A 23978-nucleotide genomic window follows, 5' to 3' on the forward strand; every position below is an offset into this window, starting at 1 on the left:
GTGAGCCATGCGTGCAGTTGTCTTCGACATGGATGGGACGCTTCTGGACAGCGTCCCCACGGTGTCCCGGGCCTACGCCGACGCGATTCGGTCGCTCGGCGGCCCGCCGGTCTCGCCGGACGAGGTGGTCGCCGGCTGGCATGTCGGCCACACAGAACTGGTGCTGGCACACTTCCTCGGCCGCGCATGCGGCTCCACCGAAGTCGAGTGCTTCCACGCACACCTGGATCCGGCCATTGCCGAGCTGAGGCCTTTCCCTGGCATACCGGCCCTCCTCGACGAACTCGCCGATGCAGGCCAGCGGCTTGGCGTATTCACGGCGGCCACGCGGCGAGTGGCTCTGAGCATGCTCGCTGCCACCGGCATCGACGCGCGATTTGACGTGGTCGTCGCAGGCGACGACGTCGAGCGGCCCAAGCCGGCCCCGGACGGACTGCTGCTGGCTCAGCGGCAGCTCGGAGTACCGGCCGAGGAAACAGCATATGTGGGCGATGCCGAAGTAGACCTCGGCTGTGCCAACGCCGCGGGATCGCTGGGCGTGCACGCCAGGTGGGGCGCACGCGCCGGATTCCGGGTCGGTGTCCACCCGGTCGCAGCACGTCCGTACGACGTGCTCAACCTGCTGGTGCCTTCAAAACACATGGGCGCCGACGTCGCCCCGATGGGCAACGACATGGCCGACCAGGCCGACTTGTAGTCAGCGCCCGGCGGATCACCGGATCAACTGACGGCTGGCATTTGAGGAGGGGCAACCGTGATCGACATTGGTTCGTTGCACGAAGAGGATCGTGTGGCCTGGGAAGTTCTGGCGCGCGGTTACAAGGCGTTCTACCAAACCGCAGTGGCGGACGAGGGGTACGAGGAGACTTGGCTGCGGCTGCAGCGCGGTACGGGTTTCTACGGTGTCGGCGCCTGGTCGAACGGGAAGCTGGTCGGCATCGCGCACTATCTGTTCCACCCGACGTTCTGGATGGAAGACAGCTGCTATCTCCAGGACCTCTTCGTCGCCGAGGAGGCGCGCGGCCGGGGTGTGGCGCGGATGCTGATCGAGAACGTGGCCGATGTGTCGCGGGAGCGTGGGGCTTCACGCCTGTACTGGACCACTCAGGAGACCAACACCGTTGCCCGCGCACTGTACGACAAGGTGGCGAGCTTCAAGGGCTTCCTGCGCTACGACTACCCGCTGGCATGAGAAGCCGAATCTCTGTGGATCACGAGGGCGGTTCTGGTCGAACGGAGTGCCTGGTTGGCTGATCTCGAGCGGGTGGGTGCGTGAAGCCAGAGCCTCCGGTGCAGCACGAGGGTTGTTGATGCCGACTCGAGGGCAGGGAGTCCTGATGCCATCGCAGAAGCGCCGACCGGGTGCCGGGTGACGCCTGTTACGTCGCATCTGACATGGTGACGTGTGTGATGATCTCATCGGCGGCAGCTGGCGGAATGGCCCTGGTCGAACTAGGGATGGCGCTGACGCCGGGCCCGAATATGGTGTACCTGGTGTCTCGGAGCGTCAGCCAGGGCCGCACGGCTGGGCTTGTCTCGCTGGTCGGGACTGCGGCGGGCTTCCTCGTTTACATGACTTTGGCCAACGTGGGGTTGGCAGTGGTCTTCGTTGCCGTCCCGTGGCTGTACATCGGTTTCAAAGCCGCCGGCGCGGCCTACCTCGCATTCCTGGCCTGGCAGACACTCAGGCAGGGAGGCCGCGGGTTGTTCGAGCCACGCAGTCTCCAGCGCGACTCGCACTGGAGGCTGCTGCGGATGGGGCTGATCACCAACCTGCTCAACCCGAAGGTCGCCATCCTGTACCTCGCGCTCATCCCGCAGTTCATCGATCCCGCACGCGGTCACACCACGGCCCAGGGGTTCACTCTCGGCGCTGTGCAGATCGCGCTAGGTCTCACCGTGAACGCGCTGATCGTGCTCGCTGCTGGATCAATCGCCAGTCTGCTCAAGAGCCGTCCGGCATGGGCCAAGTGGCAACGCTGGACCACTGGGAGCCTTCTCGGTGCCGTCGCGATCGCCCTCGCCCGGGAGGTACCCGCCCGCGCGCGGGCTTGACCTCCGTTCACACAGTCGCCGTATGAAGCCGAGCGCGAGATCCTACAAGCGGCGACTGACTTCTGCGGCGTAGTCGGCGGCGAAGCCCTGGCTCTCACGGGTCCAGTTGTCTCCAGTGGACTGGTGGAACCCGAGCAGTCGGCTGATCACGAAGGCGGGCAGCTCCGAGGCGATGTCCATCAGCGATGCGTGACGCGCGAGTTGTGGCGGGACGCCGATCGCCTTCAGGCGCCGACCGAGAGTGTGCGGGTCGATCGGTTGTCCGGGGTAGATGCTGTGGAACAGCCACTTGGGTTTCTCGATCGGGACAGTGGCCGCGCGACCGTCCCGCTGCTCGACGAGTTGGCGGATCAGTGCGTCCAGGGGCTCTGGAATCTCGACCGGGACGCGCCCGAGCTTCAGAGCGAGCGTGTCGCCACGGTCGACGATGTGTTCGGTGGTGAGACGGCTGATACGGCCCACGGGTTGGGCGAACAGCAACAGGAGCAGACCGGCGGCCCGGTCGCCAACTTGGAGTTGTTCATCGTGGACGAGGAGGTGGACCAGTGCCCAGCGTTGGTCCTTGCTGATGATGCGCGCGGCGAAGTAGTTACTGATGACCGGCGCGGTCAGTGGCCGGCTGTGACCGCGTTTGCTGGTCCAGAGCAGGAATCCGCGGACCGTGGCACGGGTGGTGGGACCCTCGCTGAGCCAGACGTCCACCTGGTCCTGGGTGCAGGCGGCCAGGGTGGTGCCGCCGTCGTGGAGCCATTCCAGTAGGCGGGCCACGTTACGGATCTCGACCCGGACGGCCTCGGCCCGACCGTGGGTGACCAACTGTCCGGCGGGCAGGCTGCGGAGCCTACGTAGGGGCTGCCAATTCGTGTAGTTACGCAGGATCCTGCGCTCCTCGGCGGACGAGACACGACCGGTGGTCTTCGCCAACCAACGTTCCAGACGGGCCAGTTGCTCGTCACGAGCGGGCAGGGCTCCCGCGGCGACCAGAGCGGCCCGCAGGTATTCTACGGTGGGCGCGGCAGCGAAGCGGTCGAGGATTTCGTGGGTGATCGGCCCGTGCTCCATCGCGAGGGCCTGGAGGGCGGCCCGGCGGGCGGGAACTTTGTGGATCCAGCGCAACACGGTGCGGGGCGGCGGCTTCAGAAGCGCCTGGAAGACCGGCTCCAGCTCCGGGCGTAGGAGGCCACCCGGTTGGCTGAGTAGTGCTCGTAGGTCAGCGGCGCGTGCGCAGGCGGCGCACCATCCGTGCCGGTATAGCCGTTCGATGGACCCGCACTGGGTACAGGGACGGTGGGCGGCGGGATGCTTGGCCCAGCAGGTCTGGCACAGGGGCTCGCCCTCGGGGGTCCGGCCGCTGGTGCGGAAGATCCCGCCGCAGGCGGCGCACGGCTTGGGCTTGTTGCCGCAGTTTCCGCACAGCGGGTCGCCGGTGGCGGTGCGGTTGTTGACGCGCCGATGCTTGCCACAGCCAGCGCAGATGGCTTCCTTGCGTTCCTTGGCGCTGCAGGGCAAGCACTTGGGGTCGGTGGCGGCGAAGTGGCAGGGTCTGCGTGCTCCGCAGGTCGCGCAGACCGCGGTGGGGATCTTTCGGCAGGTGGTGCAGACTCCGCCGTCGTCGGTGCGTGACTTCCTGAGGCGCATCTCGCCGCAGACGCTGCACGGCCTGTGGTTGAAGGGGTCGTGCTGGCGGCAGGTGCCGCACATGGGCTGGCCGTCGAACCTTCGGCCGCCGATCGGTCGCACGCGTCGGCAGATTGCGCACGTCGCGGTCTTGGTGTCGCGTCGGCACGGCGTGCAGCAGCGCAGGCCGTCACGACGCTGTTTGAGGTCTGTGGAACGCTGGCAGAACGGGCACGAGGGAACGATCACGCCGCGGGCGCCGTGATCGATCAGCGCCTTGGCCAGGACGGAGATCTTGGGTGGCCCCTCCGCGCCGCGTCCGGTCAGCAGGCCGGGAGCTTCTTCGAGCGCCCACAGCAGTCGGAGCTGGCCGGGTCGAGTGGGTTCAACCGAGCGAATAGCCTGCTGCGCGGTCGCAAGCGAGACACTGAAGAGGCTGGCGGCGATCAGCTTGGCCAGTTCCTCGGCCGGGTCTGTGTCACCCCAGGGCGGATGGGCGCGGCAGCGGGGCCGCCCGGCGCGGTCGCGCCCAACGAAGGTGGTACTCCCGCAGATCACGCAAGGGTTGGCTCGCGCGATGCGGCGGTTGCTGCACGCACCACAGATACGTGCGCCGTCGGCCAGGCCGGTCAGCGGTCGCTGTCGCCCGCAGTCGCCGCAGCGGGGCAGTACCAGCTGTTCGGCACCAGCCTCGCGTAGCGCCCGGACGAGTCGTTCAATCGCGCGTGGCCCCTCGGGGCGACCGGACGTCAGCAGGTCCGGTCGGGCCTGAACAGCCTTGGCGAGCGTCCGCAGCTGGGGCCGCTGGCGGAAGACCACCCGGAGCACGGCGGCGACATCGATCCGCACGCATGCAGGGTCGACCGATCGGACGATCTCGCTGATCAGGACCTCGGGCTCCGTAGCGAAGCGCGGCAGCTCACTGTCGGGCACGAGCGGCGCCTACTCGGGCACGATCCGGGCCCGCTTGGGCCGCAAGTCGCCGAGCCCGGCGTCCTTCCCGGGCGCCGGTCCGCCGCCGGCCGCGGCGCTGTGACGGCTCTGGGAGCCGGCCGCCGCGATGGGCTCGATGAGCTCGTCCATGCTGCAGCCCAGGATGTCGAGCAGGGCCATCAAAGTCTTCAGGCTCAGCCGCTCGGGCCGTTCCACCACCAGGCGGTAGGTCTGACTGGGCGAGAGGTCGATGCCGCGTTCGGCCAGCAGGGGGCGCAGGTCGGTGGTGGAGAACATGCCGCGGGTGGCCATCACCTCCCGCAGATGCCAGCGGTAGTCCAGTTTCTGCGTCACATCGTCTCCCTACTGCCCGCCTTGCAGGGCCTGGTCCAAGACCTTGCGCATCATCGTGTTCATGAAGTCCCCGCTCACTCCGGTGTAGAGGGCGGTCGTGGAGGCGTAGCGGTGGCCGACCTGCCGCTGGACGAAAACGGGGTCTGCGCCGTCCTCGATCTGGTGGGTCACGTGGCTGTGTCGAAGGCAGTGCGGGACCAGTGCCTTGTCCAAGCCCAGCGCGTCGCGGTAGGTCGCGAACCGGTCCTCGATCTCGCGGGCCTTGAGGCGCCCGCCTCGTTCGGTCAGCCACAGCGCCGACTTCTCGAGTGCCATCGCGTAGCGGGGCCGGGCGTTGATCACGTAGTCCTCGACCGCCTCCACCGCCCAGGGCATCACGCTGAGCGTCGTACGTCGACGCGGCGGCGACCCCTTGGTCCGCTTGCCGTAACGCACGTGCAGCGAACCGAAGTTGCCCAGCTCCGGAGCTTTCGGGTTGCGGTAGAAGTCGGTGACGTCCAACCGGGACGTCTCGGTGCAGCGCGTGCCCCAGCCGTACATCAACTTGAACACTGTGGCGTCCCGGTAGGCCGCAAGCGCTCCCTTGCGCCCCAGCCGGATCGCTCGGTCGACCTGAGCGTCCGCGTGATCGAGGAAAATTTGAATCTCCTCCCGCGTCATCGGCCGCCGCCGGGCGCCGCCCTCATAGTCGGCCAGGTGCGCGACGGTGTTCCACTCGTGGCAGATCTGCACGGGGTGAATCCCGAAGCGGGTCTCGCACTCGGCGGGCCACTGGTAGTGCGGCGACGTGACGTAGTCGCAGAACATCCGGATTGCACCCTGGTACCCGCGGATCGTCGACTCCGCTCGCTTCAACTCGGCGATCAGGTACGTCATCCACTCGTCGAGGTCGGAAGCCGACCACTGCCACGGATAGGCGTTGGTGTATTCGGCGAAGCGCCGCACCATGCTCTGCCGGTCGTTGATCGTCTCCGACTGCAGCCTGCGCCCGCCGCGCTGCTGTCGGCCCCAGCCCTCAAGCATCGCCTCGAAGACCGCGTCCTCGGGATGCAGCAGAGACACGCCCTGGAGCAGCACGAGCTGCGCTGAAGCGTCCTGCAGTCCCGCTCTGGGCATCCCTCCGCCCCCTCCATTGGCCGCGCGAATCATGCATCAGATGCACTCACCCGCGCAATACCCCAGGCCACTGGCCTCAACTTCAGAGAGAGGTACTCGGCATGAAGCCGCAGAACACCAGCTCAACCAACTCCGGATCACGCATCTAACGCAATTCCCCGCGGTTCCCTAAGCAGTGGACCATCCAGCACACCTGCGGCCACGAGGTCGTCCGAGACCTGTCCGACAGGCCCGCCGACCGGCGGGCAGGCTTCGCCCGCTGGCTCGCCGCCAAGCGGGCCGAAGAACAGCAGGCCGCCGTGGCATGGACGGAGAAGTTCGACATGCCGCCGCTGGAGGGACCGGAGAAGGCCCTGGACTGGGGAGAGCGATCCCGACACCAGCTGGTGACCGCCGCGCACACCGCGCTCGTCCTGGAGGGCACCTGGGACGAGACGGATTGGACGGTCCTGGAAGAGAAGGCGCGTGCAGTCACACGAGCCGGATGGTGGATCGACCAGCGCGACGCCGAAGGGGCCGACCTGGTCGAACTCCTTGAGGCTGCGGGGGAGAAGGACCGTGGGACGGAAAACCCCTTCCGCTGATCACTGGCCAGACGCTCCGGACCGTCACCAGGCCCGACCGATGTCGTCGCTTCCGGACCAAAGCCCGTCCGGTCGAACCTTTCGGACCAGCGGCTGCGCCAGGAACGTACGTGACGCTCGCCGGTTAGCCAAACCGGTAATCACACGGACCATTGATCCTCCCGCCGCCCCGTGGAAGGACCTTCGTTGCTCCACCGCTCCCAGCGCCTGCCTCACCCTCCCCGGCTCGCCCCCAGCCCAGACCGGCTCACGCCCGGTCGCGACATCACCCACCAGCACTTCAAGGCCGGCGACCAAGTGATCGTCCTGAAGGGTGTGGTGGCCGGTGAACTCTGGGGCGAGTCGATGAGCGTCGTGACGCCGTCCCGGCACACGCCGACGGACGAGGACGGCTGGCGCCTGCGGAACCCGACCGGCGGCCAGCAGACCTTCGTCACCGCGCACCCCCGCTACCTGATCCATCTCGGCACCGCCTGCCCCGACTGCCTTATCTACTTGCGCGCCATGGAGAGGTCCGTCCTCCCTGCGTTCGCCGCCCGCGAGGACCTGATCGACTGCGGCTGGTACACCACGACCGACCTCGGCCAGATCGTCCACGTCGCCGACCGTGGAGCAGCACGGTGACGGTGGACACCGCGTCGTGATCCCGCACGCACACCCGACACACTGCCCGCCGATCACCGTAGGAGACACGTCTCTTTGCCCCTGGCCGACCGCTTCCTGGCCATCCGTCGCGATCCGCACTCCGACGAGGTTCTCGCCCGCGGTGGGGATCCCGAGGCACACAGCGTCCTGCAGCGCGCGGGATTTGTTTCCGTCGTTCGCGTCCACGAGACCTACCACCGCGCACCCACCGGCCTGAGCGATGAAAAGGAACAGAAGCTGGCCACCGACGCCGTCGCGCGGCTTCGCTCCGCCGGGTACCACGTCGACTGCGACGAGGACTTCGACACCGACTCCCTGCCGGCCAGTTACCCCACGCTGGGTTCTTCGGTCGCCCATCTCGGCGAACGGATCCGCGAGGCCACCACGACGGAGGAGGTAGCCGACGTCCTCACCGAGCTGACTGCTAGCCACGACGGCGTCCTGACCGCCCTGGGCGACGTCCTCACAGCGATCGCCGACTTCCACGAGGAACTCGGTGACGCGGCCGATCCGTACACCGCCCGGCGGCTGCGCTACCTCGCCGACGAGCACCTCCGCGTCCTGCACAGCGACCTCGTCCACACCCGCAACCAGCTCGCTGACCGGCACGCCCCGCACCCCGGCCGCAGCGTCTGCACCGAAGAGGTCCCCGCCTCGGAACGCGAACGTTCCGCCGTGTGCGCCTGCCCGCCCCCTCCGCGCACGCTTCCGGTCCCGCCGTCGCTGGTGGCCGCCGGACCGCGCCGCTGATCCATCTCGCTCAAGGACCCTTTTGCACGATCACACCTCTGACCGTCTCGCCTCGTTCGCCGACGTCCTCGCCGGCGAACTCCCCAACACCTGGACCAGCTCCCATCTCCCTCCGGAAGCCAAGGACGACCTCGCCGACCTGGCCGACCGCATCTGGGACCTGGACCTGGTCGCTGAGTCCCTCGCCGAGCACCCGCTGCGCCGGGCATCCGTCCTGAGCCGCCCGGACGGCGCCCAGCTCGTCGTCCTGGACCGGCATGACGTACGCGACGGATTCCTCCTCGCCGCCGTCGCCCCCCGCGCACTGCCCGACGAGGCATACCGCTCCGTGGCCGAGCCCAACGGCGTCGCGCTGACCGATGACCCGTTCCTGAGTGCCGAGCAGGTCGCCGGAGACCTGCTTCCCCGGTACGACATCGCGCTCGCCCGAGCCCGGAACAACGCCCTGGACAGCATCCAGCCGTCCCAGCCGGACCGGGTCGTGCTGACCTGGCAGCAGGACGGCAGCGTCGCCGCCGCGTCCGTCGGCGACACCGCCGGCGCCGTCCTTGAGGCACACGGCTTCCTCCAGGACCCTCACAGCGGCATCTACCGCCTCAGCGGCGAAGACACCCGAGCGCAGGCCCAGACCCTGCGCCAGATCGGCCCGCAGCTCGACACGCTCGGCATCGTCACCGCGCTCCAGCACTCCGCCTCACGCACAGCGCCCACGTCCACCCCAGCGACCGTGCCCGCCGCTCCGGCCACCACCCGTGCGCCGGCCGCCAAGACGCGATGACACCCGAGCCCGACTTCTGGGTGCTGGAGTACGTCACCATCACCAAGGACCCCCGCACCGAACTCGTCGTCGCCATCGGCGGAACCGAGAAGGCGGCGGACATCCTCCAGCGCACCGGCGGATTCCTCTCCTGGGCCGGCCCCCGCGGGGACTATCACCGACTGCCACACGGCCTCCCCGCCGAGCAGCAGCGTCTGAAGGCCACTGCCGCCTCGCACGCCCTGCTCGCCGCAGGATTCAGCGTCCACCTCGATCCCGCCCTGAACGCGCTGACCGCACCGGACGGAGAACGCGACACGGCCGTGCGCTACCTCGCCCGGCTCGCCGAGCGGGCCTCGGCCGCCGAGACCGGCAGCGAGGTGGCCGAGGTCCTCACCGAGATCGCCGCCCCGGTCAACGGCTTGCTGCCCCTCACCAGGGAAGTGGTCGTCCGGGCCTGGGGCGCCGCAAGCAGCGTCCAGGGCACCGAACCCTGGGCGGCATCCGAGCCCGTCACACGGCTCGGCGACACCACCCGATCGCTGTCCGACGCCGCGCGTCACATTCTTCGTGCCCGCAACCACGCAGCACGCGCTCCCGGACCGGCCATCAACGCAGCGACGCCCCCGGGCCCCGCCCAGCCCCCGGCCGCCAAGGTGCCCCGCAGCCGCTGAACCGGAAGAAGAACCATGGCCAACCTGGCCGATGAATACGGCACTGACGTCGAGATCTACGTCAAAGCCCTGACCACCACCATCCACGCCGACACCCCCACCGGCGCCTCGGCCGAGTTGCACAGGCTGCTGGAACAGCTCGGTCTGGAACGCCACGAGTACCCCCGCGGCACCCCGTTGTACATCTGGCACACCGTGCCCGAACACTTCGGTGCCGAGGAGCAGAAGCGCCTGGCGACGCGCGCCGTCCCCGCCCTCCTCCTGGCCGGGTACGACGTCAACTGCGCCCCCGCGGTCTTTGACGAAGCCGCCTACCGGCAGGCCATACGGGAGGTGCCCGCCAGCACGTCCCGGGCCGCCGCGAAGCACCCGGTACCGGCCGCGTCCTCGCGTCCCGTACCACGGCGCACTCCGTAAGGCTCCCTTTCGGGCGGCCCCGGTACCCGGCTGGGGCCGCCCGCCCCGCGCACCGCTCAATCCACCGGAGAAACCCGTAGCACCCCGCACGCCACCACCGATCAGCCAGCGGCTCAAGCCCCGCCTCGTCACTGCCTTGTTCCGTCGCTACCTGCGCGCCTGCATCCTCACCGTCCCCGACCGCGCCTCGCCGCCGCCGGGGATCCGCTCGGAAGCAAGAACCGCCCCAGCACAGCCCGCCGGCCACCACCCGCCTGAGAAGTCCTCTCGATCCGGAGGAGCATGTCCCATCCCTCACCTGACCCGCTGAAGTTGGCCGACGAGATCACCCGCCAGCTCAGCCGACTCGCCGACCGGCTCTCCCAACTCCCCCCGTCCCAGGCCACACAGGTCATCGCCCGTGTGCTGGACGCGGACAACGGCGTCTTCGGCGGCATCACCCATCTCATGATCACCGGCAGCCGGTTCGCCAAGGACCAGGCCGAACGCGGCGAGCTGCCGGCGGAGGTGTGGCTCGCGCTGGGCCGCGCCGCGAACATGCTCGACGACATGGTCTTCGACCTGGACGAACACCAGGAAACCCTGCGCCGTATCAGCACCCAGCCCACCACCATCGCAGCAACGCCGCCCACACCCGTGCCGCTCGTCGTCCGGCGACGTCGGTGAAGAAGAAGCAGTGGCACGTCTGGGGGCCAGGCGAGCCGGCCGAGCAGCACTACCTCGTCCATCCCCGGGCCCTGGCCGGCGGCGGCGACGTCCGGCACGTCGGCGAGTTCCTGCGCGCCTCAGGCTGGCGAGACCGCTCCAAGAAGGGCGGTCCCCTGGCCATGGAGAGCCCAGACCGCACCGTCCGCATCGCCTACGACCCCCACGGCCGGCCTGGCGGATGGGCCATCAACGGCGCCGCCGACGGCTTGAACAACTCGTGGTCGGCGCATCTCGGACGCGAAACGCCCGTGGAGATCGTCGCCGGGCTGACCGATGCTCTCACCCTCCCCCGCTCCGCGCACGCGCCCAACGTCTGGGCGCCTCTGGAGGAGCAGCGCTGGCACGCACGGGTCGAGGGCGAGCACTACACCGCAGCCAGCCCGGATGGCACCGCCTGGATGCAGTACCGCCAGAGCCCCGACGGTTCGGCACGATGGTGGAGCGGAGCGAAGGACAGCCGCGGCACCGCCTGGACCGCCACCTTCACACCCACCACCCCGATGCACCTGGTGCAAGCCTTCTCGGCCGCGTTGGCCAGCCCCGATCCCGTGATGCGCCCGCGCGGACATGTCCCGCTGAGCGCCGAGGTCCGCACCTGGTCGGTCTCCGTCACACCCTCCCAGCTCAGTGCCTGGCAGCAGGCCCGGATCACGGCCGCCCGCGCCGCCACCTGGGCCCGCAACAGCGCCCGACCGCGCACCAGCGCCCGGCTCCGTACTGCCGCCAGCGCCGCCAAAACCCGCCGCTGACCACCCGCCCCGTCCCAAGGAGCCCGATGCCCGCCCTCACCCCCGACACGATCCGCACCGCAACCGAGACCCTGGCAGACCTCACCAACTACCTGCGCGAGAGCCCCGACCCCGTGGAGGCCCTCGCCCTCGTCGAACCACTCCTCGACGAGTACACGGGCCTGCCCATCCAGCTCGCCGACACCTTGCGTGCCCTCGCCCGCGCTCTCCAGGACCACCCGGATGCCCCGCGCACCGACGCCGGCAACCGGCTCATCACCGAACTGCGCGTCGCCGCATGGGAGCAGGCCGACCAGCACGCCCTGCACTACGTGCTGGACGGACTGCGCAACCTGTACGGCAACGGCGCGGTGAAGGAGCAGGTGGACAACGGGTGCCGGTGAACAAACGGCAGCTCGCCGCGTTCACCGACAAGCACACCAGCCAGATCCCGTTCGATACCAGCCCCCGCCACCTCGCAGGCCCGGGCGATATCCGCCATGTCACCCACGGCCTGGCCGCCGCCGGATGGAACCTCGTCTCCGACCCCTTGAGCGCCGAAGTCGACCTGCGCAGCCCCGACGGCCGGCACCAGATGCAGTTCGACCCGCGGGGCGCCGCAGCCGCGTGGTGGCGGCTGGTGTCCGCGTCCACCGACACCGCCCCGAGCTGGTACGCCGAGTTCGGTGAACTCGTCCCCGCCGAGGTCCTCGCCGCCCTCACGGACGCCCTCGTTGTTACGCCGCCGGAGCAGCCGGACCCATGGCAGGCAGTGATCTCGGCAGGCTGGCATCGCGAGTCGGAGAGCGCCGCGCGCTCACCGGACGCCCTGTGCCACGTCGAACTGCGCAGGCTCAACGAATTTCACGACCGACCGTCCTGGCACATCGAGACCCGCGAGCGCGGCCACGGTCCGTTCCCAGGCCCGCGTATCTGGCACGCCTATTTCAACGAACACGTGCCCGCCGCCTTGGTCGGCTCCTTCCTCACCGCGCTGGTCGACCGTGGCCCGCTCCAGCGGGGCATGTACGAACGCACCGGCCATCACAGTGCCGCGCAGAAGCCCAGCTCCCTGCGCCCGCAGCAGGTGGTGGACGCCCACACCGACCGCCTCTCGTCTCTCCGCGCGCACGCACGCTCCGTCTGTCGGCAGCAGGCGGAGCCCATGACGATCCCGGCGAAGCCCAGCTCCTCCCAGCCGGCCGCTCGCCGCTGACCGACAGGACCCTTTCCTCATCTCCACCGATCACCGCGCACACCGTGATTTTCTGCGCTACCTCGACCGCTACCTGAGCGACAGCAAGGAGATCCTCGACGCCTGGGACGCCTACTCCGACGAGCACACCGGCCTGGACGGCTGGCCCTACGACGATCACACCTACGGGCTGCGCGCCAGCCGGCGCGACGCCGACACCCTCACAGCGTTCGAGCCGCTGCGCTACGGCGCCCGCCATCTGCTGACCACGGCAGAAACTCAGCTCACCCACCTGCCCGAAAGGACCGTCCAGGGCCGCTGGGTCTACCAGTTGGGTGTCCTGAAGGCCGCCCTCGACCGGCTCGACGAACTGCACGAGCAGTGGCTGCTGGCCCGGGACGCCCTCCCCACCACCGCCTTGCCCGGCACGCCGGAATTCGACGACGCCCTCGCGGAGCATCACGCCGAATGCTGGAGCTACCTCGACGACTGGGCCACCCACGGCAAGACGCTCCGCGAGATCAACGCCGCCGCTCGTGCGGCCCCCTCGCCCCTGGCGCCCGCACCGGCACGCGCCTCGGCGAACGACCGGCGTAACGCGCTGCGGAAGTGAGCATGGGGTTTCCCGAGACCGTCGAGGTCGACTTCATCGCGCCGCGGCACCTGGCCGGCGGCGGTGACCCGGCCTGGGTCACCGTGCCCCTTCACCGCGCCAGCGGCTGGAGCCACGGCGACGACCCGTTGCTGCCGCGGGTCCTGCTTTCCAGCCCCGACCAGAAGGCCCTCCTGCGTCTGGAGCCCGCTCCCGACGGTCAGTGGTGGACGTTGAGCCATGCCGCGGAGCCGGACCGGTCGGCCTGGTACGCCAGCTTCGGCGCCCACACTCCGGTCGAACTCATCGCCGCCGTCACCGACACCCTCACCGCCCCCACGGCGAACCCGGCCGCATCGTGCGATCCGTACGAGACACTCCGGCAGTTCGCGTGGTCGCCTCCCACCATCGGAGGTGAGGGCCTGGTGTCACCGCACGGCACCGCCTACGTCCAGCGGCTCGGCAGCGCGGAAAGCCCAGGCGCCTGGTCCGTTGAGGCCACGCTCGACCCGGACCGGCGGCCGATCTGGCAGGCCCGCTTCGACGAGCACACGCCGCCGCATCTCGTCGCCGCGTTCACCGGGGCACTCGCCGATCCGAAGCCCCTCTGGCGCCCCAGCAGTCGGCGCGGTGTCCCCGCCCGCGCCGAACGCGTCGTGACCCGGCGATCCATCGACGTCCGCACCAGCCTGGTCGCCGCTGCGCTCGAAGATCGCGTCCAGTCTCTCGCTGCCCGCCGCCGCAGCTCACCAGCAGGCCCAATCCCCCGGCCGCGGCCAGCGGCCCGGGACCCCCGCAGCCGCTAACCCTGTCCCCGCTCCGGAAGCACCCCTCTGTCTCCCTCCTCATCCAACAGTTCTACCGACGGGTACGACCTCGTCCTTCGCCTCCTGCTCGGCATGCTCGCGATCGTCGTCCCCCTCGCCCACCTCGCCTGGCTGTCCGGCAACATCACCGCCTACCTCACCCGAGGCGACTGGGCGCCGTACCAGCCGGCCGCCGCGCTGCTCCACCCTGCGCAGGTCTGGCCCGCCGCGGGGGAAACGTCCCTGCTGATCGGCGCCCGCATCGTGCCCGCCCTCCTGCTCCTGATCCTCGGGGTGGCGGCCGGCATCGCATGGGCCCGGCACAAGAGTCGCGGCGGCGGCCGGAAGAAGATCACGAGCATGGCCAAGGCCGCCGACATCGAGCCGCTGATGGCCAAGGCCATCACCGTCAAGGCCCGCTCCCTGCGCCCGAGCCTGAAGGACGTCAAGCACATCGAGGCCAGCGACACCGGCATCCTGCTCGGCGACCTGCAGGGCACCAAGCACGAGGTGCGCATGGGCTACGAGGACGTGGCCGTCGCCATCATGGCCCCCCGCTCGGGCAAGACCACCTCCCTCGCGATCCCTTCGATCCTCGCCGCACCCGGGCCGGTCCTCCTGACGTCGAACAAGGCCGCCGGTGACGCCTTCACCGCGACGTACGACGCCCGGTCCCGCGTCGGTCAGGTGTGGGCGATGGACCCGCAGCAGATCGCACATGCCGCACGCGACATGTGGTGGGACCCACTCTCCTCCGCGAAAACCCTGGACGGTGCGGGCAGGTTGGCCGGGCACTTCCTCGCCGCGTCGGTGGACGCGAGCCAGCAGGGCGACTTCTGGTCCAAGGCCGGCAGTAACATCCTGAGCCAGCTGTTCCTCGCCGCCGCGCTCGACGAGCGGCCGATCACCGACGTCATGCAGTGGCTGGCCTTCCCCGCCGACCGCACCCCGCTGGACATCCTCCGCGACCACCGCTTCACCGCGGTCGCCGCCCAGCTCAAGGGCACGGTCGAGGGACCGCCCGAGACACGCGACGGCATCTACGAGACGGCCCGCCAGTACGCTGCCGCGCTGCTGAACAGCGAGATCGCCGCCTGGGTCACCCCGCAGAAGGGCGTGCGCGAGTTCAAGCCGGCCGACTTCGTGACGTCCACCGACACGCTGTTCCTGCTGTCGAAGGACGGCGGCGGCGGAGCATCGGCGCTGATCGCGGCGTGCGCGGACTCGGTGATGCGAGCCGCGACCGCCCAGGCCGAACGCGCCGGCGGACGACTCGACCCTCCGATGCTCGCGATCCTCGACGAGGCCGCCAACGTCTGCAAAATCAGCGATCTCCCCGACCTGTACTCGCACTTGGGATCGCGCGGCATCATCCCGATCACCATCCTGCAGTCCTACCGCCAGGGCCAGAAAGTGTGGGGCGACGCCGGCATGGACGCCATGTGGTCCGCCTCCACCATCAAGGTCATCGGCTCCGGTATCGACGACCCCGACTTCGCCGACAAGCTCTCCCGGCTGATCGGCGACCACGACGTCGAGACCACCTCCACCTCCCAGTCGGAGTCCGGCACGTCGACCTCAATCAGCATGCGACAGGAGCGGATCCTGCCCGCCGACGCGATCCGTGCCCTGCCCAAGGGCACCGCGCTGCTCTTCGCCACCGGTCTGCGCGCCGCGATGTTGAACCTCCGCCCGTGGTACCTGGAGCCCGGCGCAGCGGAACTGGCCGCAGCATCCGACCGGGCATCGAAGGCGATCACCGCCCGCGCCGTCGCGAAACACGAGCCCACGCAGGCCGACTTCGGACCGGCCGCATGAGCGAGTCCCGCCTGCACCTGGTGCCCGTGCGCTCCCGCGACGCCAAGGAGTTCGTCCGCCTCTGGCACCGCCACCATCCGCCGCCCGTCGGGCAGATCTTCTCGGTCGGTGCCGCGGACGAGGCCGGCGTCCTGCGCGCCGTGGCCGTGGTCGGCCGCCCCGTCGCCCGGCACCTGGACGACGGCACGACCCTCGAAGTCACCCGTACCGCCAGCGACGGCACGCCCAACGCCAACTCGTTGCTGTACGGCGCCGCCTGGAGAGCGGCCAAGGCACTCGGATACCGATGCCTGATCACCTACACCCAGGCGGGCGAGAGCGGAGCTTCACTGCGGGGGCCGGATGGCGCGTCCTCGCGCAGCGCCCGCCCCGGCCCGGCTGGCACACACCCTCCCGGCCGCGAACAGAGCACGGGCCCGTGCAGATCGCCCGGCACTGTGGCAAGCCCCATGACCGCACTCACTCAACGAAGGCCCCCATAGCACCCGTTGACCGCCCCTCCCGGAGACTCCCCACGCCTTCCTCCTCCCCCACAGCGCACGACCTGGCGCAAGCCCTGGCCGACCAACTAAGCCCCGGAGCCGCACCCCGAGACGTCACCATCAGCTTCGGCGTGCGCCGACAGGCAGCAGCCGAGTACCACCACCGCTCCCGCGGCGGCCCCGTGACGACATTCGCCCACGCACTGCACGCGCACCTCTACGGCCTCCCCCCAGACGACACCCCGCTGCCCACCGCCTTCGACGCGCTCCTGCAGGCCACCCACACCGCGACCGCCCCCGGACAGAAGACCGCCGTCCTGCGGCAGATCGCGGACCAGCTGGGCAACGCCGCAGAGATCATCCAGCGCTACCAGTACCGGGCGCAGTGGGACCGGCTCCCCAACGACGTCGCCGAACAGTTGCGTGCCGCACACGCTCAGACCCTGCAGATCGCCGAGACCCTCACGCTCGTCGCCCCCGCCTTCGCCAGCCAGACCTCGGCACCCGTGCCACCCAGCCCGCAGGCACGACACGCCACCGCACTGCCGACGAGTCCCTCACCGCAGGCTCCACGCCGCCGCTGAGCATGCCGTCCGTCTGGGCCCGGGCTCTTCGGCCAGGTACCCGCCGGACCCGTCCGGGGCTCCACTTCCCAGGCACGGCCGCGTGCGTCGGACGCCTTCCCCGCCTCCCTCTATCCCCTCCTAGGAACACGTATCTCCAGCACTCCCGCCTTCCGCGCCATATCTCTCGGCGCGGGCGTTCAGTCCACCGCCATGCTCGCCCTGTCCGCCAACGGTGAGCTCCCCAAGGTCGATTACGCGGTTTTCGCCGACACCGGCTGGGAGCCCCGCGCCGTGTACGCCCATCTCGACCGGATCGAGCGCGAGATCGCCGCCCCCGCCGGGATCCCAGTCCTGCGCGTCTCGGCCGGGAACATCCGCGACGACGCTCTCGACCCCAGCCATCGCTTTGCATCCATGCCCCTTTACATCCTGAATCAGGATGGAAAGGCAGGAATGACCCGGCGCCAGTGCACCGGGGAGTACAAGATCAAACCGATTAAACGACAAATTCGGGATCTCCTCGGCTACCCCTACCCTCAGCGGATTCCCAAGGACGTCTTCGTCGAGCAGTGGGTCGGCATCTCCACCGACGAGTTCCACCGCGCCAAGGACTCCGGCGTCCGCTACATGCGCAACCGCCACCCCCTGATCGACCTCAACTGGTCGCGCACCGACTGCGTCCGGTACCTCACCTCCCTTGGCCTCGCGGACACCCCGAAGTCGTCGTGCCTCGGCTGCCCCTTCCACGGCAACGCGCAGTGGCGGCACATCCGAGACAGCCCCGAGGAATGGGAGGACGTCGTCTCCTTCGACGCGGCGATCCGCCAGGGCAACGCCCGCGCGACCGCGGCCGGTCACCATCTGCTCGGGCAGGCATTCCTGCACCGCTCCCGCGTGCCGCTGGACCAGGCCCCCATCGATCACGTCACCGCCGCCGAGCGAGCCGCTAACGAGGCCGACGAGCTGGAGATCGGGGTCATGGACGGCTGCTCGCCCTGGGCGTGCCGCGGCGATGCGGACGCGCCGGCACCGGACGGCTTCGAGCTGGCCGCGTGATTCTCGACCTCTTCGCGGGGCCGGGTGGCTGGAGCAGTGCGCTGGGTGTTCTCGGCGTGCGGGACGTCGGTCTGGAATGGGACGAGTGGGCCTGTAAGACGCGTGCCGCGGCGGGGCAATTGACGATTCGGGCCGATGTGGCCAGGTATCCGGTGGGGCCTTTCGTCGGCCGCACGCGGGGGCTGATCGCGTCCCCGCCGTGCCAGGCGTGGAGCATGGCCGGCAAGCGCCTGGGCTTGGTGGACCAGCCGCTGGTCCACGCGGCGGTCGAGGATCTCGCCGTCGGCCGCGACACCCGCGAGCGCCTCCTCGGTGCATGCCGTGACGAGCGCTCCCTGCTCGCGGCGGAACCGATGCGCTACCTCCACGCCCTCCACCAGGTCGGTGAGCCGGAGTGGGTCGCCATGGAGGAGGTCCCCGATGTCCTGCCTCTGTGGCGGCAGTACGCCGCAGTGCTCCGGAGCTGGGGATTCTCGGTGTGGACGGGGATCCTCAACGCGGCCGACTACGGGGTGCCACAGACACGGAGGCGGGCGATCCTGCTCGCCTCCCGGGTCCGTATGGCGCAGCCGCCTTCGCCGACACACGCCAAAGTCGCCGAGCCGGACTCGCTGTTCGGTCCGGGCCGCACCCGCTGGGTCAGCATGGCCGAGGCTCTCGGATGGGGTGCCACCCTCCGCCCCGTTCCCACCGTCTGTGCGGGCGGCGGGCCTGGCGGCGGCCCTGAGCCGTTCCCGTCCGGTTCTCGCCAGACCCTTGTTAACGCCCGCGACCGCGGCGACTGGCTGCCCCAGCACCCTGCCGCGCACGTGGTCCTCGAACCGCACGCACGAGGCGCGGGCTGGACGGCCCGTCATGGCACGCGCGGCGCAAGTCGCGCCGACGGCCCCGCCCCTACGTTCACGGGGCATGCCGGTTCGTGGCGGTGGTCCCTGCGTAGCAACAGCCAAACCAACGCCACCATCCGGTCACTGTGCGAGCCGGCGGGGACGCTGTTCTTCGGGCACCGGGCCAACGAGTGCACCTGGGTCGCCGAACCCGTCGGCCCGCAGCCGGGGGCTGTGGAGGACCAGGCCCGGCCGGATCCGATCCGGATCACCGCCCGCGAGGCGGGAGTCCTGCAGACGTTCCCCGCCGACTATCCCTGGGCGGGGAACAAGGGCCAGCAGTTCTCGCAGATCGGCAATGCGGTCCCCCCGCTGTTCGCAGCCCACCTCCTCGCCCCCCACCTCGGCGTCCACCTCAGCCCCGACAGCTTCGCCCTCGCCGCCTAATGCTTCACAGCTTCGAACCCGACCAGGACGATCTCGAGATCCCGCCGCCACACCCGGTGTTCCACGTCGAACAGGCCCTCCTCGGCGCCCTCCTCCTCGATCCGCACCGCCTCAGCGACATCACCGGCATCGGCGCCGCCTCGTTCTCCACCGCCGAGCACGCTGCCCTCTTCGCCGCGATCAGCACGCTGCCCCCACCCGACCCGGCCGAGCATGCGAAGAACACCATCTGGCTCGACCAAGTGCTCGCCACCGGCCGCGAGCAGGCGCGCGGACTGACCGCCGGCCACCTGCACCACCTCATCCAGGTCTGCCCCTGGCCCCGCCACGCACCGGCCTACGCCCGCATGGTCGAAGCCGAGCACGCCCGCCGCCGTCTCAGGGCCGCCGCCGAGCACCTCGTCCAGACCGTCCATGACACCTCCCTCCCACACCCGGTCCAAGCGGTCCTCGCCGAGGCGGGCGTGCTGGCCGCGGTCGTGGACGACATCGGGGCACGCTTCCCGCCGCGCGCCGGCGTTCTTCCTCGTACCCCCGCCCCGCCGCCCACCCTCGCTCCCGACTACGCCGAGGCGGTGGAGGAGGAGCAGCTACTGCTCGCGACCGCCACAGCAGGCCCCGCCGGCATCGACTCCGTCCGATGGCTGCTCCCCGAGGACTTCACCCAGCTCTTGCACGCCGGACTGTGGCAGTGCCTGACCGCGCTCGCGCGCCGCCAGGAGCCCGTCGACCCGGTGACCGTCCTCTGGGAAGCCCAGCAGCGCGGTCTGCTGGACAGCGGCAGCGAACCGGGCCACGTGCTCCGCCTGCTGGCCGAACCCGCCGGGTCGGTAGAGCACTGGGCCGAACGCGCCCTGCAGCGTTCCCTCCTGGCCACAGCCGCGAACGCCGGACAGCACATCGCGGCGTATGCCGACGATCCGGCGAACACGCCGTTCCAGCTCGTCGTCGGTGCCCGCCGATCCCTCGCCGACATCGGTGCCGTCCGTGTCCGCTGGCAGCACGCCACCGGACCACCCCCGCCCGCACGACCGCAACCTACGTCGAGCGCCCGCGCAGGTCCACCGACGGCGAAGACCGCCCGCATCACCCGATAACACCCCACGACGGTGGCCAGACCGTAAGGCCCGCCAACCGATAGAGGAGATCCACCGTGTCCGCATCCCCTCTCGACGCGCACGTCCGCTTCGATACCCACCCCCTCCACACCAGCGCTGTGACCGCCACCGTTACCGGCTCCCAACACACGCTGGCGCGCACCCTGCTGACCGCGCACGGCTTTGAGCCCGTCGACGACCGCACCCTGGTGATGGCCCGCATCGACCGGGAGGAGCCCTAATGGGCCGAGCGGGCAGCCGAGGCCCTCACCGGCGAGGGCATCGTCACGCAGGTCACGCCCGCACTGCGCGAGGCGATCGACGAAGAGTGGACCTGGCCGGCGTACCCCATGTCTTGGTGCACCCGCACGGAAATCCGAGAGGTCTCCGACGCGGCCAACAAGATCTACGAGGACATCCGTCACGGCCGTCTGGCCGTCCATACCCACGCCGACGACGGTTGGACCAAGGTCGCGGTCGGCACCTACCTCGACACCGGCACCAGCGTCCATCTCCACGGCGAGAATCACCTGCGCCAAGTCGAGACCGAGTACCCCTCGGCCGCCCAGGCGCTCAGCGCCTTCCAGTACCAGCACGGCCCCCGTGCGCGCCCCGGTCCGACGCCCGCAACCGACACCGAACGACAGACCGAACAGGCCCGCACGTCGCTCGGCGCACCCGCTCCGGAACCGGAACCCGAACAACTCGTCGAAGGCCCCCAGACCGTGCCCTCCTACGCAGCCGACCCCGGCGACGGCGACGCCCTCCTCGAAGCGTTCCTGACCGAGAACAACGACTGGGAGAAGTGGCGCACCTGGGACGACGCCCACACCCACGTGTTCCGCGAAGACCACACCCTGCGCATCGAGCAGGTCCATGAAGCCCACCCCCGCGAAACGGCCTGGACCGTGGCCGCCTACGAGACGCCCGTCTCCGACCGGCTCTGGCATCTCACCGCGACTACAGCCACCCCGGCCCCGGTGCTCCAGGCCCTGCTTGCCGCGCTCGGTTCAGGCAAAGCCGAGGACACCCCGGTCGGAGACGCCGACAGCAGCAGGGCGGTGGCCGAGGCCACCCGCCCCCTCACCGAAGCCGGCTGGCAGCACAACGCCGCCGGACGGTGGATGCACTGGCAGACCCCGCACGGCGCAGGGCTCCAGTTCGACTCCGTCGCCGCGCAACATCCCGATGGCGCCACGCCGACCTGGACGCTGTGGGCCGGCCCCAACCTCAGCCAGCCCACCTGGGCCATCCAAGCCTCATCGAGAACCCCCATCGCGCTCCTGACCGACCTCGCCGAAGAACTCGCCCACGGCACCGGGCAGCGCATCCCCATCCCACCGCGGGCGCCCACCGTCCGCAGCACCACGACACCCACGCCCCTGGCTGCCGAGCCGCCCCCGCCGGCGCACAGCCTCCGCGCCCGCTGATCCGCCGAGAGCGGCAACGGCTCCGAGTGGTGGCATACAGGGCCTGGTTAGGCTGCTGCGGGTGAGACCGCCTCAGGACCTGCCGGCGAACCCCGCGCGGCTACATCTGCAGTACAGCCACCGGCACGGACTGCTCGACAGCCCGCACGAGCAGACCCTGGAGCAGTGGGACGTCCTCGTCCAATGCCAGGGCGCCGATGAGGCCAGCCACGAGGTAGGCACGATGGTGCTCTACCGCGTCCGCCTCACTCAGGGCATGAATGCCTGGGCGGCCATGGAGGAGGAGTCCGAGGAGCTGTTCGAGATCGGTGACGCCCTACTGGATCAGGGGACCGGCTACTTCACAACCGAGGCCGAGCAGCGTCTCGAATACGTGGGCACCGACCTGCTGGTCATGGAACGGGTGACCCTCGCGCCTGCCTGGCGCGGCTTCGGCCTGGGGCCCGTCCTCGCCGCCGAGGCGATCGACCGCCTCGCGCCCGGTGTCCGCGCCGTCGCCTGCTCGCCCGGCATCAGTGCGCACCCGGAAGGCTGGCTGCCGGAGCAGGCCGAGTTCGACCAGATCAACGCAAAGATCACCGCAGCCTGGAGGAGCGTCGGCTTCGCCCCGTACCGGGACAACGTCTACCTCCTCCCCCTGGCCAGCCAGGACCGGCTGGACGACCTGCGTATCCGCTTCCACGACCTGTGCTCAGCCTGGGCCGACACCCACACCGGATCACCCGACCCGCTCGGCCCGCACCGGTCGCCGCACGCCTCGTGATCCGGCAGGATCAATCGCACCGGCCATCGGCGGTTGCTGCCTGCCCGGAGCCGGCCAGGTGGCCCGCGCCCCTTCCGACGCCGACGCGGGCCACCCTGCACGGACTCTGGGCCTGCGGATGCCCGTTGGGTGGTCGATCGCTGGCAGCGGACACCGGCCATCGTCTGCGAGGAGGGGCAGGTCCCGCCAGGGCGATCAGGTGCGGTACTTCCACGCGATGACTTCCAGGGTTCGGCGGTGGTCGGCCCACCTGGGGTAGTGCCCCAAACGGATGCTCTTCGTTACGAAATCGACACAGTTAGTGACTCTGTGTATATGGTCGGGGCGGATTCGTTCCCCTCACCCTGGAGATGTCGTGGCACGCTTCCGTACTCGTCTCGCCCTGCTCGGCTCGGCCGCAGCCCTCACCGCCGTCCAGCTCTCCGTCGCCCAGCCCGCCGCCGCGGTCGAAGAGCACCAGTGGGTCGCCCTGGGCGACTCCTACACGGCCGGGGTCATCCGGGCCGCGGGCGACACCTTCGAAGTCCCGCGTGATGGCTGCGAGCGCACCGACCGGTCCTACCCCCAGGTCATCGACCGCGACCTCGGCGGCCTCTTCGACCTGACCAACGTCAGCTGCGGCGCCGCCACCATCGAGAACGTCACCGACACACCCCAGCACCCGATCGGCCGTCACCTGCCGCCCATCTCCGAAGACCCGGACTACCCCTTCCCCGCGGTGCCTCCGCAGTCCGAGGCGGTGGGCCCCGGCACCGACGTCATCACCGTAGGCGTGGGCGGAAACACCCTCGGCTTCGCCGACATCCTCATGAAGTGCCCGGAGCTGGGAGCCGAGAGCGAAGGCAAGGGCACGCCGTGCAAGGACGCCCTGGGTGCCGGCGTCCCTGCCCGGCTGAAGAAGGTGCGCCACGAGTACGACCGGATGCTCACCGTGCTCCACGAGCGCGCCCCGAAAGCGAAGATCGTGGCCGTCGGCTACCCGACGATCGTCCCCAAGGACACCGCCAAGTGCGGCTTCGGCGACCTGACGAAGTTCGGCACGATCACCCAGGGCGATCTGGAATGGCTGCGCAAGGACATCCTGGAACCCCTCAACAAGGCCATCGACGACTCGACCGGCACGCAGGAAACCGCCAGCTTCGTCGACCTCTACGCCTCCTCCCAGGGCCACAGCGTCTGTGACGCCAGCAAGTGGGTCGAAGGCTTCGTCACCCTCCCGGACCAGCTGTCCTTTGTACACCCCAACGCCCGCGGCCACCGCCACGCCGCCGACCACATCGAAGGAGCGATGCTGAACACCCTCGGCTGAACCAACACCCTCACCACACTCAGCGGGATGCTCCCGCCGCGGACCGGCCTCCAGCACCAACCGGAGGCCGGTCCTGCGTTCTAGGCCAACATCAAACCTGGCGGCCGTCGGCGAACCGCGGTGCGAGGGTCAGCCCGGGGTGTCAGCCACAGGTGGGGTCCCGCGTGAACGCGGGGCACGGTAACGCGGGATCGCCGGATACCCAAACCGGCGATCCCACACATCATTGATAGTCCACCGCCACAACCTGTA

General features: G+C 69.9%; 28 protein-coding genes. 25 read left to right on the forward strand and 3 right to left on the reverse strand.

What is annotated here, in order from left to right; all coding sequences use genetic code 11:
• Positions 1-7 precede the first annotated feature (7 nt).
• The 3 genes from ACWEEU_RS18695 to ACWEEU_RS18705 all read left to right on the forward strand — a co-directional run bounded on the left by ACWEEU_RS18695 (position 8) and on the right by ACWEEU_RS18705 (position 2055).
• Positions 8-697 (forward strand): HAD family hydrolase, encoded by a 690-nt coding sequence (locus tag ACWEEU_RS18695; protein ID WP_451733626.1) that lies wholly within the window; start codon positions 8-10, stop codon positions 695-697.
• A 57-nt stretch (positions 698-754) separates the two neighbouring features.
• Entirely contained in the window at positions 755-1192 is a 438-nt protein-coding gene (locus tag ACWEEU_RS18700) for an N-acetyltransferase family protein (protein ID WP_451733628.1), read from the forward strand.
• A gap of 218 nt (positions 1193-1410) precedes the next feature.
• Positions 1411-2055, forward strand: a complete 645-nt coding sequence (locus tag ACWEEU_RS18705; RefSeq protein WP_451733887.1) for a LysE family translocator — start codon at positions 1411-1413, stop codon at positions 2053-2055.
• A gap of 42 nt (positions 2056-2097) precedes the next feature.
• On the opposite strand, the gene ACWEEU_RS18710 is transcribed toward ACWEEU_RS18705, so the two are convergent.
• From ACWEEU_RS18710 to ACWEEU_RS18720, 3 genes are read right to left on the reverse strand one after another with little or no spacing between them, the layout of a single operon-like run.
• The gene (locus ACWEEU_RS18710) at positions 2098-4605 is read right to left on the reverse strand and encodes a hypothetical protein (RefSeq protein WP_451733630.1); all 2508 of its coding nucleotides are present in this window, start codon (positions 4603-4605) and stop codon (positions 2098-2100) included.
• Between the two features lie 9 nt (positions 4606-4614).
• On the reverse strand, positions 4615-4959 hold the full coding sequence (locus tag ACWEEU_RS18715; RefSeq protein ID WP_451733632.1) for a helix-turn-helix domain-containing protein: 345 nt from the start codon (positions 4957-4959) through the stop codon (positions 4615-4617).
• 9 nt (positions 4960-4968) lie between these two features.
• Entirely contained in the window at positions 4969-6075 is a 1107-nt protein-coding gene (locus tag ACWEEU_RS18720; protein ID WP_451733634.1) for a tyrosine-type recombinase/integrase, read from the reverse strand.
• Positions 6076-6374: 299 nt separating this feature from the next.
• On the opposite strand from ACWEEU_RS18720, the gene ACWEEU_RS18725 reads away from it, so the two are divergent.
• The 22 genes from ACWEEU_RS18725 (at position 6375) to ACWEEU_RS18830 (ending at position 23726) form a co-directional block, all read left to right on the forward strand.
• Positions 6375-6659 (forward strand): hypothetical protein, encoded by a 285-nt coding sequence (locus tag ACWEEU_RS18725; RefSeq protein WP_451733636.1) that lies wholly within the window; start codon positions 6375-6377, stop codon positions 6657-6659.
• Positions 6660-6845: 186 nt separating this feature from the next.
• A complete protein-coding gene (locus tag ACWEEU_RS18730; RefSeq protein ID WP_451733638.1) occupies positions 6846-7283 on the forward strand; it encodes a hypothetical protein in 438 nt (145 codons plus the stop codon).
• Positions 7284-7358: 75 nt separating this feature from the next.
• On the forward strand, positions 7359-8054 hold the full coding sequence (locus ACWEEU_RS18735; protein WP_451733640.1) for a hypothetical protein: 696 nt from the start codon (positions 7359-7361) through the stop codon (positions 8052-8054).
• A gap of 22 nt (positions 8055-8076) precedes the next feature.
• On the forward strand, positions 8077-8832 hold the full coding sequence (locus tag ACWEEU_RS18740; RefSeq protein ID WP_451733642.1) for a hypothetical protein: 756 nt from the start codon (positions 8077-8079) through the stop codon (positions 8830-8832).
• Positions 8829-9485 carry a hypothetical protein gene (locus tag ACWEEU_RS18745; protein ID WP_451733644.1) on the forward strand — a complete coding sequence of 219 codons (657 nt, stop codon included), beginning with the start codon at positions 8829-8831 and terminating at the stop codon, positions 9483-9485. The genes ACWEEU_RS18740 and ACWEEU_RS18745 overlap by 4 nt, the downstream gene beginning before the upstream one ends.
• 15 nt (positions 9486-9500) lie before the next feature.
• Complete coding sequence (locus ACWEEU_RS18750) at positions 9501-9902, forward strand: hypothetical protein (RefSeq protein ID WP_451733646.1); 402 nt, start codon at positions 9501-9503, stop codon at positions 9900-9902.
• Positions 9903-10184: 282 nt separating this feature from the next.
• A complete protein-coding gene (locus tag ACWEEU_RS18755; protein WP_451733648.1) occupies positions 10185-10568 on the forward strand; it encodes a hypothetical protein in 384 nt (127 codons plus the stop codon).
• Complete coding sequence (locus ACWEEU_RS18760) at positions 10565-11359, forward strand: DUF317 domain-containing protein (protein WP_451733650.1); 795 nt, start codon at positions 10565-10567, stop codon at positions 11357-11359. The genes ACWEEU_RS18755 and ACWEEU_RS18760 overlap by 4 nt, the downstream gene beginning before the upstream one ends.
• A 26-nt stretch (positions 11360-11385) precedes the next feature.
• Positions 11386-11742: a hypothetical protein gene (locus tag ACWEEU_RS18765; RefSeq protein ID WP_451733652.1), complete on the forward strand. Its 357-nt coding sequence runs from the start codon at positions 11386-11388 to the stop codon at positions 11740-11742.
• Complete coding sequence (locus ACWEEU_RS18770; RefSeq protein WP_451733654.1) at positions 11733-12554, forward strand: DUF317 domain-containing protein; 822 nt, start codon at positions 11733-11735, stop codon at positions 12552-12554. Before ACWEEU_RS18765 ends, ACWEEU_RS18770 begins: the two co-directional genes overlap by 10 nt.
• 310 nt (positions 12555-12864) lie before the next feature.
• A complete protein-coding gene (locus ACWEEU_RS18775) occupies positions 12865-13146 on the forward strand; it encodes a hypothetical protein (RefSeq protein ID WP_451733656.1) in 282 nt (93 codons plus the stop codon).
• A gap of 2 nt (positions 13147-13148) precedes the next feature.
• Positions 13149-13931, forward strand: coding sequence for a DUF317 domain-containing protein (locus ACWEEU_RS18780; RefSeq protein WP_451733658.1), 783 nt, complete (start codon positions 13149-13151; stop codon positions 13929-13931).
• A gap of 93 nt (positions 13932-14024) precedes the next feature.
• Positions 14025-15749 (forward strand): type IV secretory system conjugative DNA transfer family protein, encoded by a 1725-nt coding sequence (locus ACWEEU_RS18785; RefSeq protein WP_451733660.1) that lies wholly within the window; start codon positions 14025-14027, stop codon positions 15747-15749.
• Positions 15746-16231, forward strand: coding sequence for an XF1762 family protein (locus ACWEEU_RS18790; protein ID WP_451733662.1), 486 nt, complete (start codon positions 15746-15748; stop codon positions 16229-16231). Before ACWEEU_RS18785 ends, ACWEEU_RS18790 begins: the two co-directional genes overlap by 4 nt.
• Before the next feature lie 131 nt (positions 16232-16362).
• A complete protein-coding gene (locus ACWEEU_RS18795; RefSeq protein ID WP_451733664.1) occupies positions 16363-16815 on the forward strand; it encodes a hypothetical protein in 453 nt (150 codons plus the stop codon).
• Between the two features lie 192 nt (positions 16816-17007).
• Complete coding sequence (locus tag ACWEEU_RS18800) at positions 17008-17853, forward strand: hypothetical protein (protein ID WP_451733665.1); 846 nt, start codon at positions 17008-17010, stop codon at positions 17851-17853.
• Positions 17850-19127 carry a DNA cytosine methyltransferase gene (locus ACWEEU_RS18805; protein ID WP_451733667.1) on the forward strand — a complete coding sequence of 426 codons (1278 nt, stop codon included), beginning with the start codon at positions 17850-17852 and terminating at the stop codon, positions 19125-19127. Before ACWEEU_RS18800 ends, ACWEEU_RS18805 begins: the two co-directional genes overlap by 4 nt.
• The gene (locus tag ACWEEU_RS18810; RefSeq protein WP_451733669.1) at positions 19127-20224 is read left to right on the forward strand and encodes a DnaB-like helicase N-terminal domain-containing protein; all 1098 of its coding nucleotides are present in this window, start codon (positions 19127-19129) and stop codon (positions 20222-20224) included. The genes ACWEEU_RS18805 and ACWEEU_RS18810 overlap by 1 nt, the downstream gene beginning before the upstream one ends.
• Before the next feature lie 56 nt (positions 20225-20280).
• Positions 20281-20466 carry a hypothetical protein gene (locus ACWEEU_RS18815; RefSeq protein ID WP_451733671.1) on the forward strand — a complete coding sequence of 62 codons (186 nt, stop codon included), beginning with the start codon at positions 20281-20283 and terminating at the stop codon, positions 20464-20466.
• Between the two features lie 108 nt (positions 20467-20574).
• Positions 20575-21654 carry a DUF317 domain-containing protein gene (locus ACWEEU_RS18820; RefSeq protein WP_451733673.1) on the forward strand — a complete coding sequence of 360 codons (1080 nt, stop codon included), beginning with the start codon at positions 20575-20577 and terminating at the stop codon, positions 21652-21654.
• Positions 21655-21715: 61 nt separating this feature from the next.
• A complete protein-coding gene (locus tag ACWEEU_RS18825; RefSeq protein WP_451733675.1) occupies positions 21716-22417 on the forward strand; it encodes a hypothetical protein in 702 nt (233 codons plus the stop codon).
• A gap of 355 nt (positions 22418-22772) precedes the next feature.
• Positions 22773-23726, forward strand: coding sequence for an SGNH/GDSL hydrolase family protein (locus tag ACWEEU_RS18830; RefSeq protein ID WP_451733677.1), 954 nt, complete (start codon positions 22773-22775; stop codon positions 23724-23726).
• Positions 23727-23978 lie beyond the last annotated feature (252 nt).

The organism is Streptomyces sp. NPDC005004 (assembly GCF_053600675.1).

Excerpts from the sequence above, each read along its gene's own strand:
- ACWEEU_RS18695 (WP_451733626.1), top strand. The coding sequence starts at position 8 with ATGCGTGCAGTTGTCTTCGACATGGATGGGACGCTTCTGGACAGCGTC.
- ACWEEU_RS18750 (WP_451733646.1), top strand. The coding sequence starts at position 9,501 with ATGGCCAACCTGGCCGATGAATACGGCACTGACGTCGAGATCTACGTC.
- ACWEEU_RS18810 (WP_451733669.1), top strand. The coding sequence starts at position 19,127 with ATGCTTCACAGCTTCGAACCCGACCAGGACGATCTCGAGATCCCGCCG.
- ACWEEU_RS18705 (WP_451733887.1), top strand. The coding sequence starts at position 1,411 with ATGATCTCATCGGCGGCAGCTGGCGGAATGGCCCTGGTCGAACTAGGG.
- ACWEEU_RS18755 (WP_451733648.1), top strand. The coding sequence starts at position 10,185 with ATGTCCCATCCCTCACCTGACCCGCTGAAGTTGGCCGACGAGATCACC.
- ACWEEU_RS18820 (WP_451733673.1), top strand. The coding sequence starts at position 20,575 with ATGTCTTGGTGCACCCGCACGGAAATCCGAGAGGTCTCCGACGCGGCC.
- ACWEEU_RS18785 (WP_451733660.1), top strand. The coding sequence starts at position 14,025 with ATGCTCGCGATCGTCGTCCCCCTCGCCCACCTCGCCTGGCTGTCCGGC.
- ACWEEU_RS18745 (WP_451733644.1), top strand. The coding sequence starts at position 8,829 with ATGACACCCGAGCCCGACTTCTGGGTGCTGGAGTACGTCACCATCACC.
- ACWEEU_RS18780 (WP_451733658.1), top strand. The coding sequence starts at position 13,149 with ATGGGGTTTCCCGAGACCGTCGAGGTCGACTTCATCGCGCCGCGGCAC.
- ACWEEU_RS18720 (WP_451733634.1), bottom strand. The coding sequence starts at position 6,075 with ATGCCCAGAGCGGGACTGCAGGACGCTTCAGCGCAGCTCGTGCTGCTC.
- ACWEEU_RS18790 (WP_451733662.1), top strand. The coding sequence starts at position 15,746 with ATGAGCGAGTCCCGCCTGCACCTGGTGCCCGTGCGCTCCCGCGACGCC.
- ACWEEU_RS18765 (WP_451733652.1), top strand. The coding sequence starts at position 11,386 with ATGCCCGCCCTCACCCCCGACACGATCCGCACCGCAACCGAGACCCTG.
- ACWEEU_RS18800 (WP_451733665.1), top strand. The coding sequence starts at position 17,008 with ATGCTCGCCCTGTCCGCCAACGGTGAGCTCCCCAAGGTCGATTACGCG.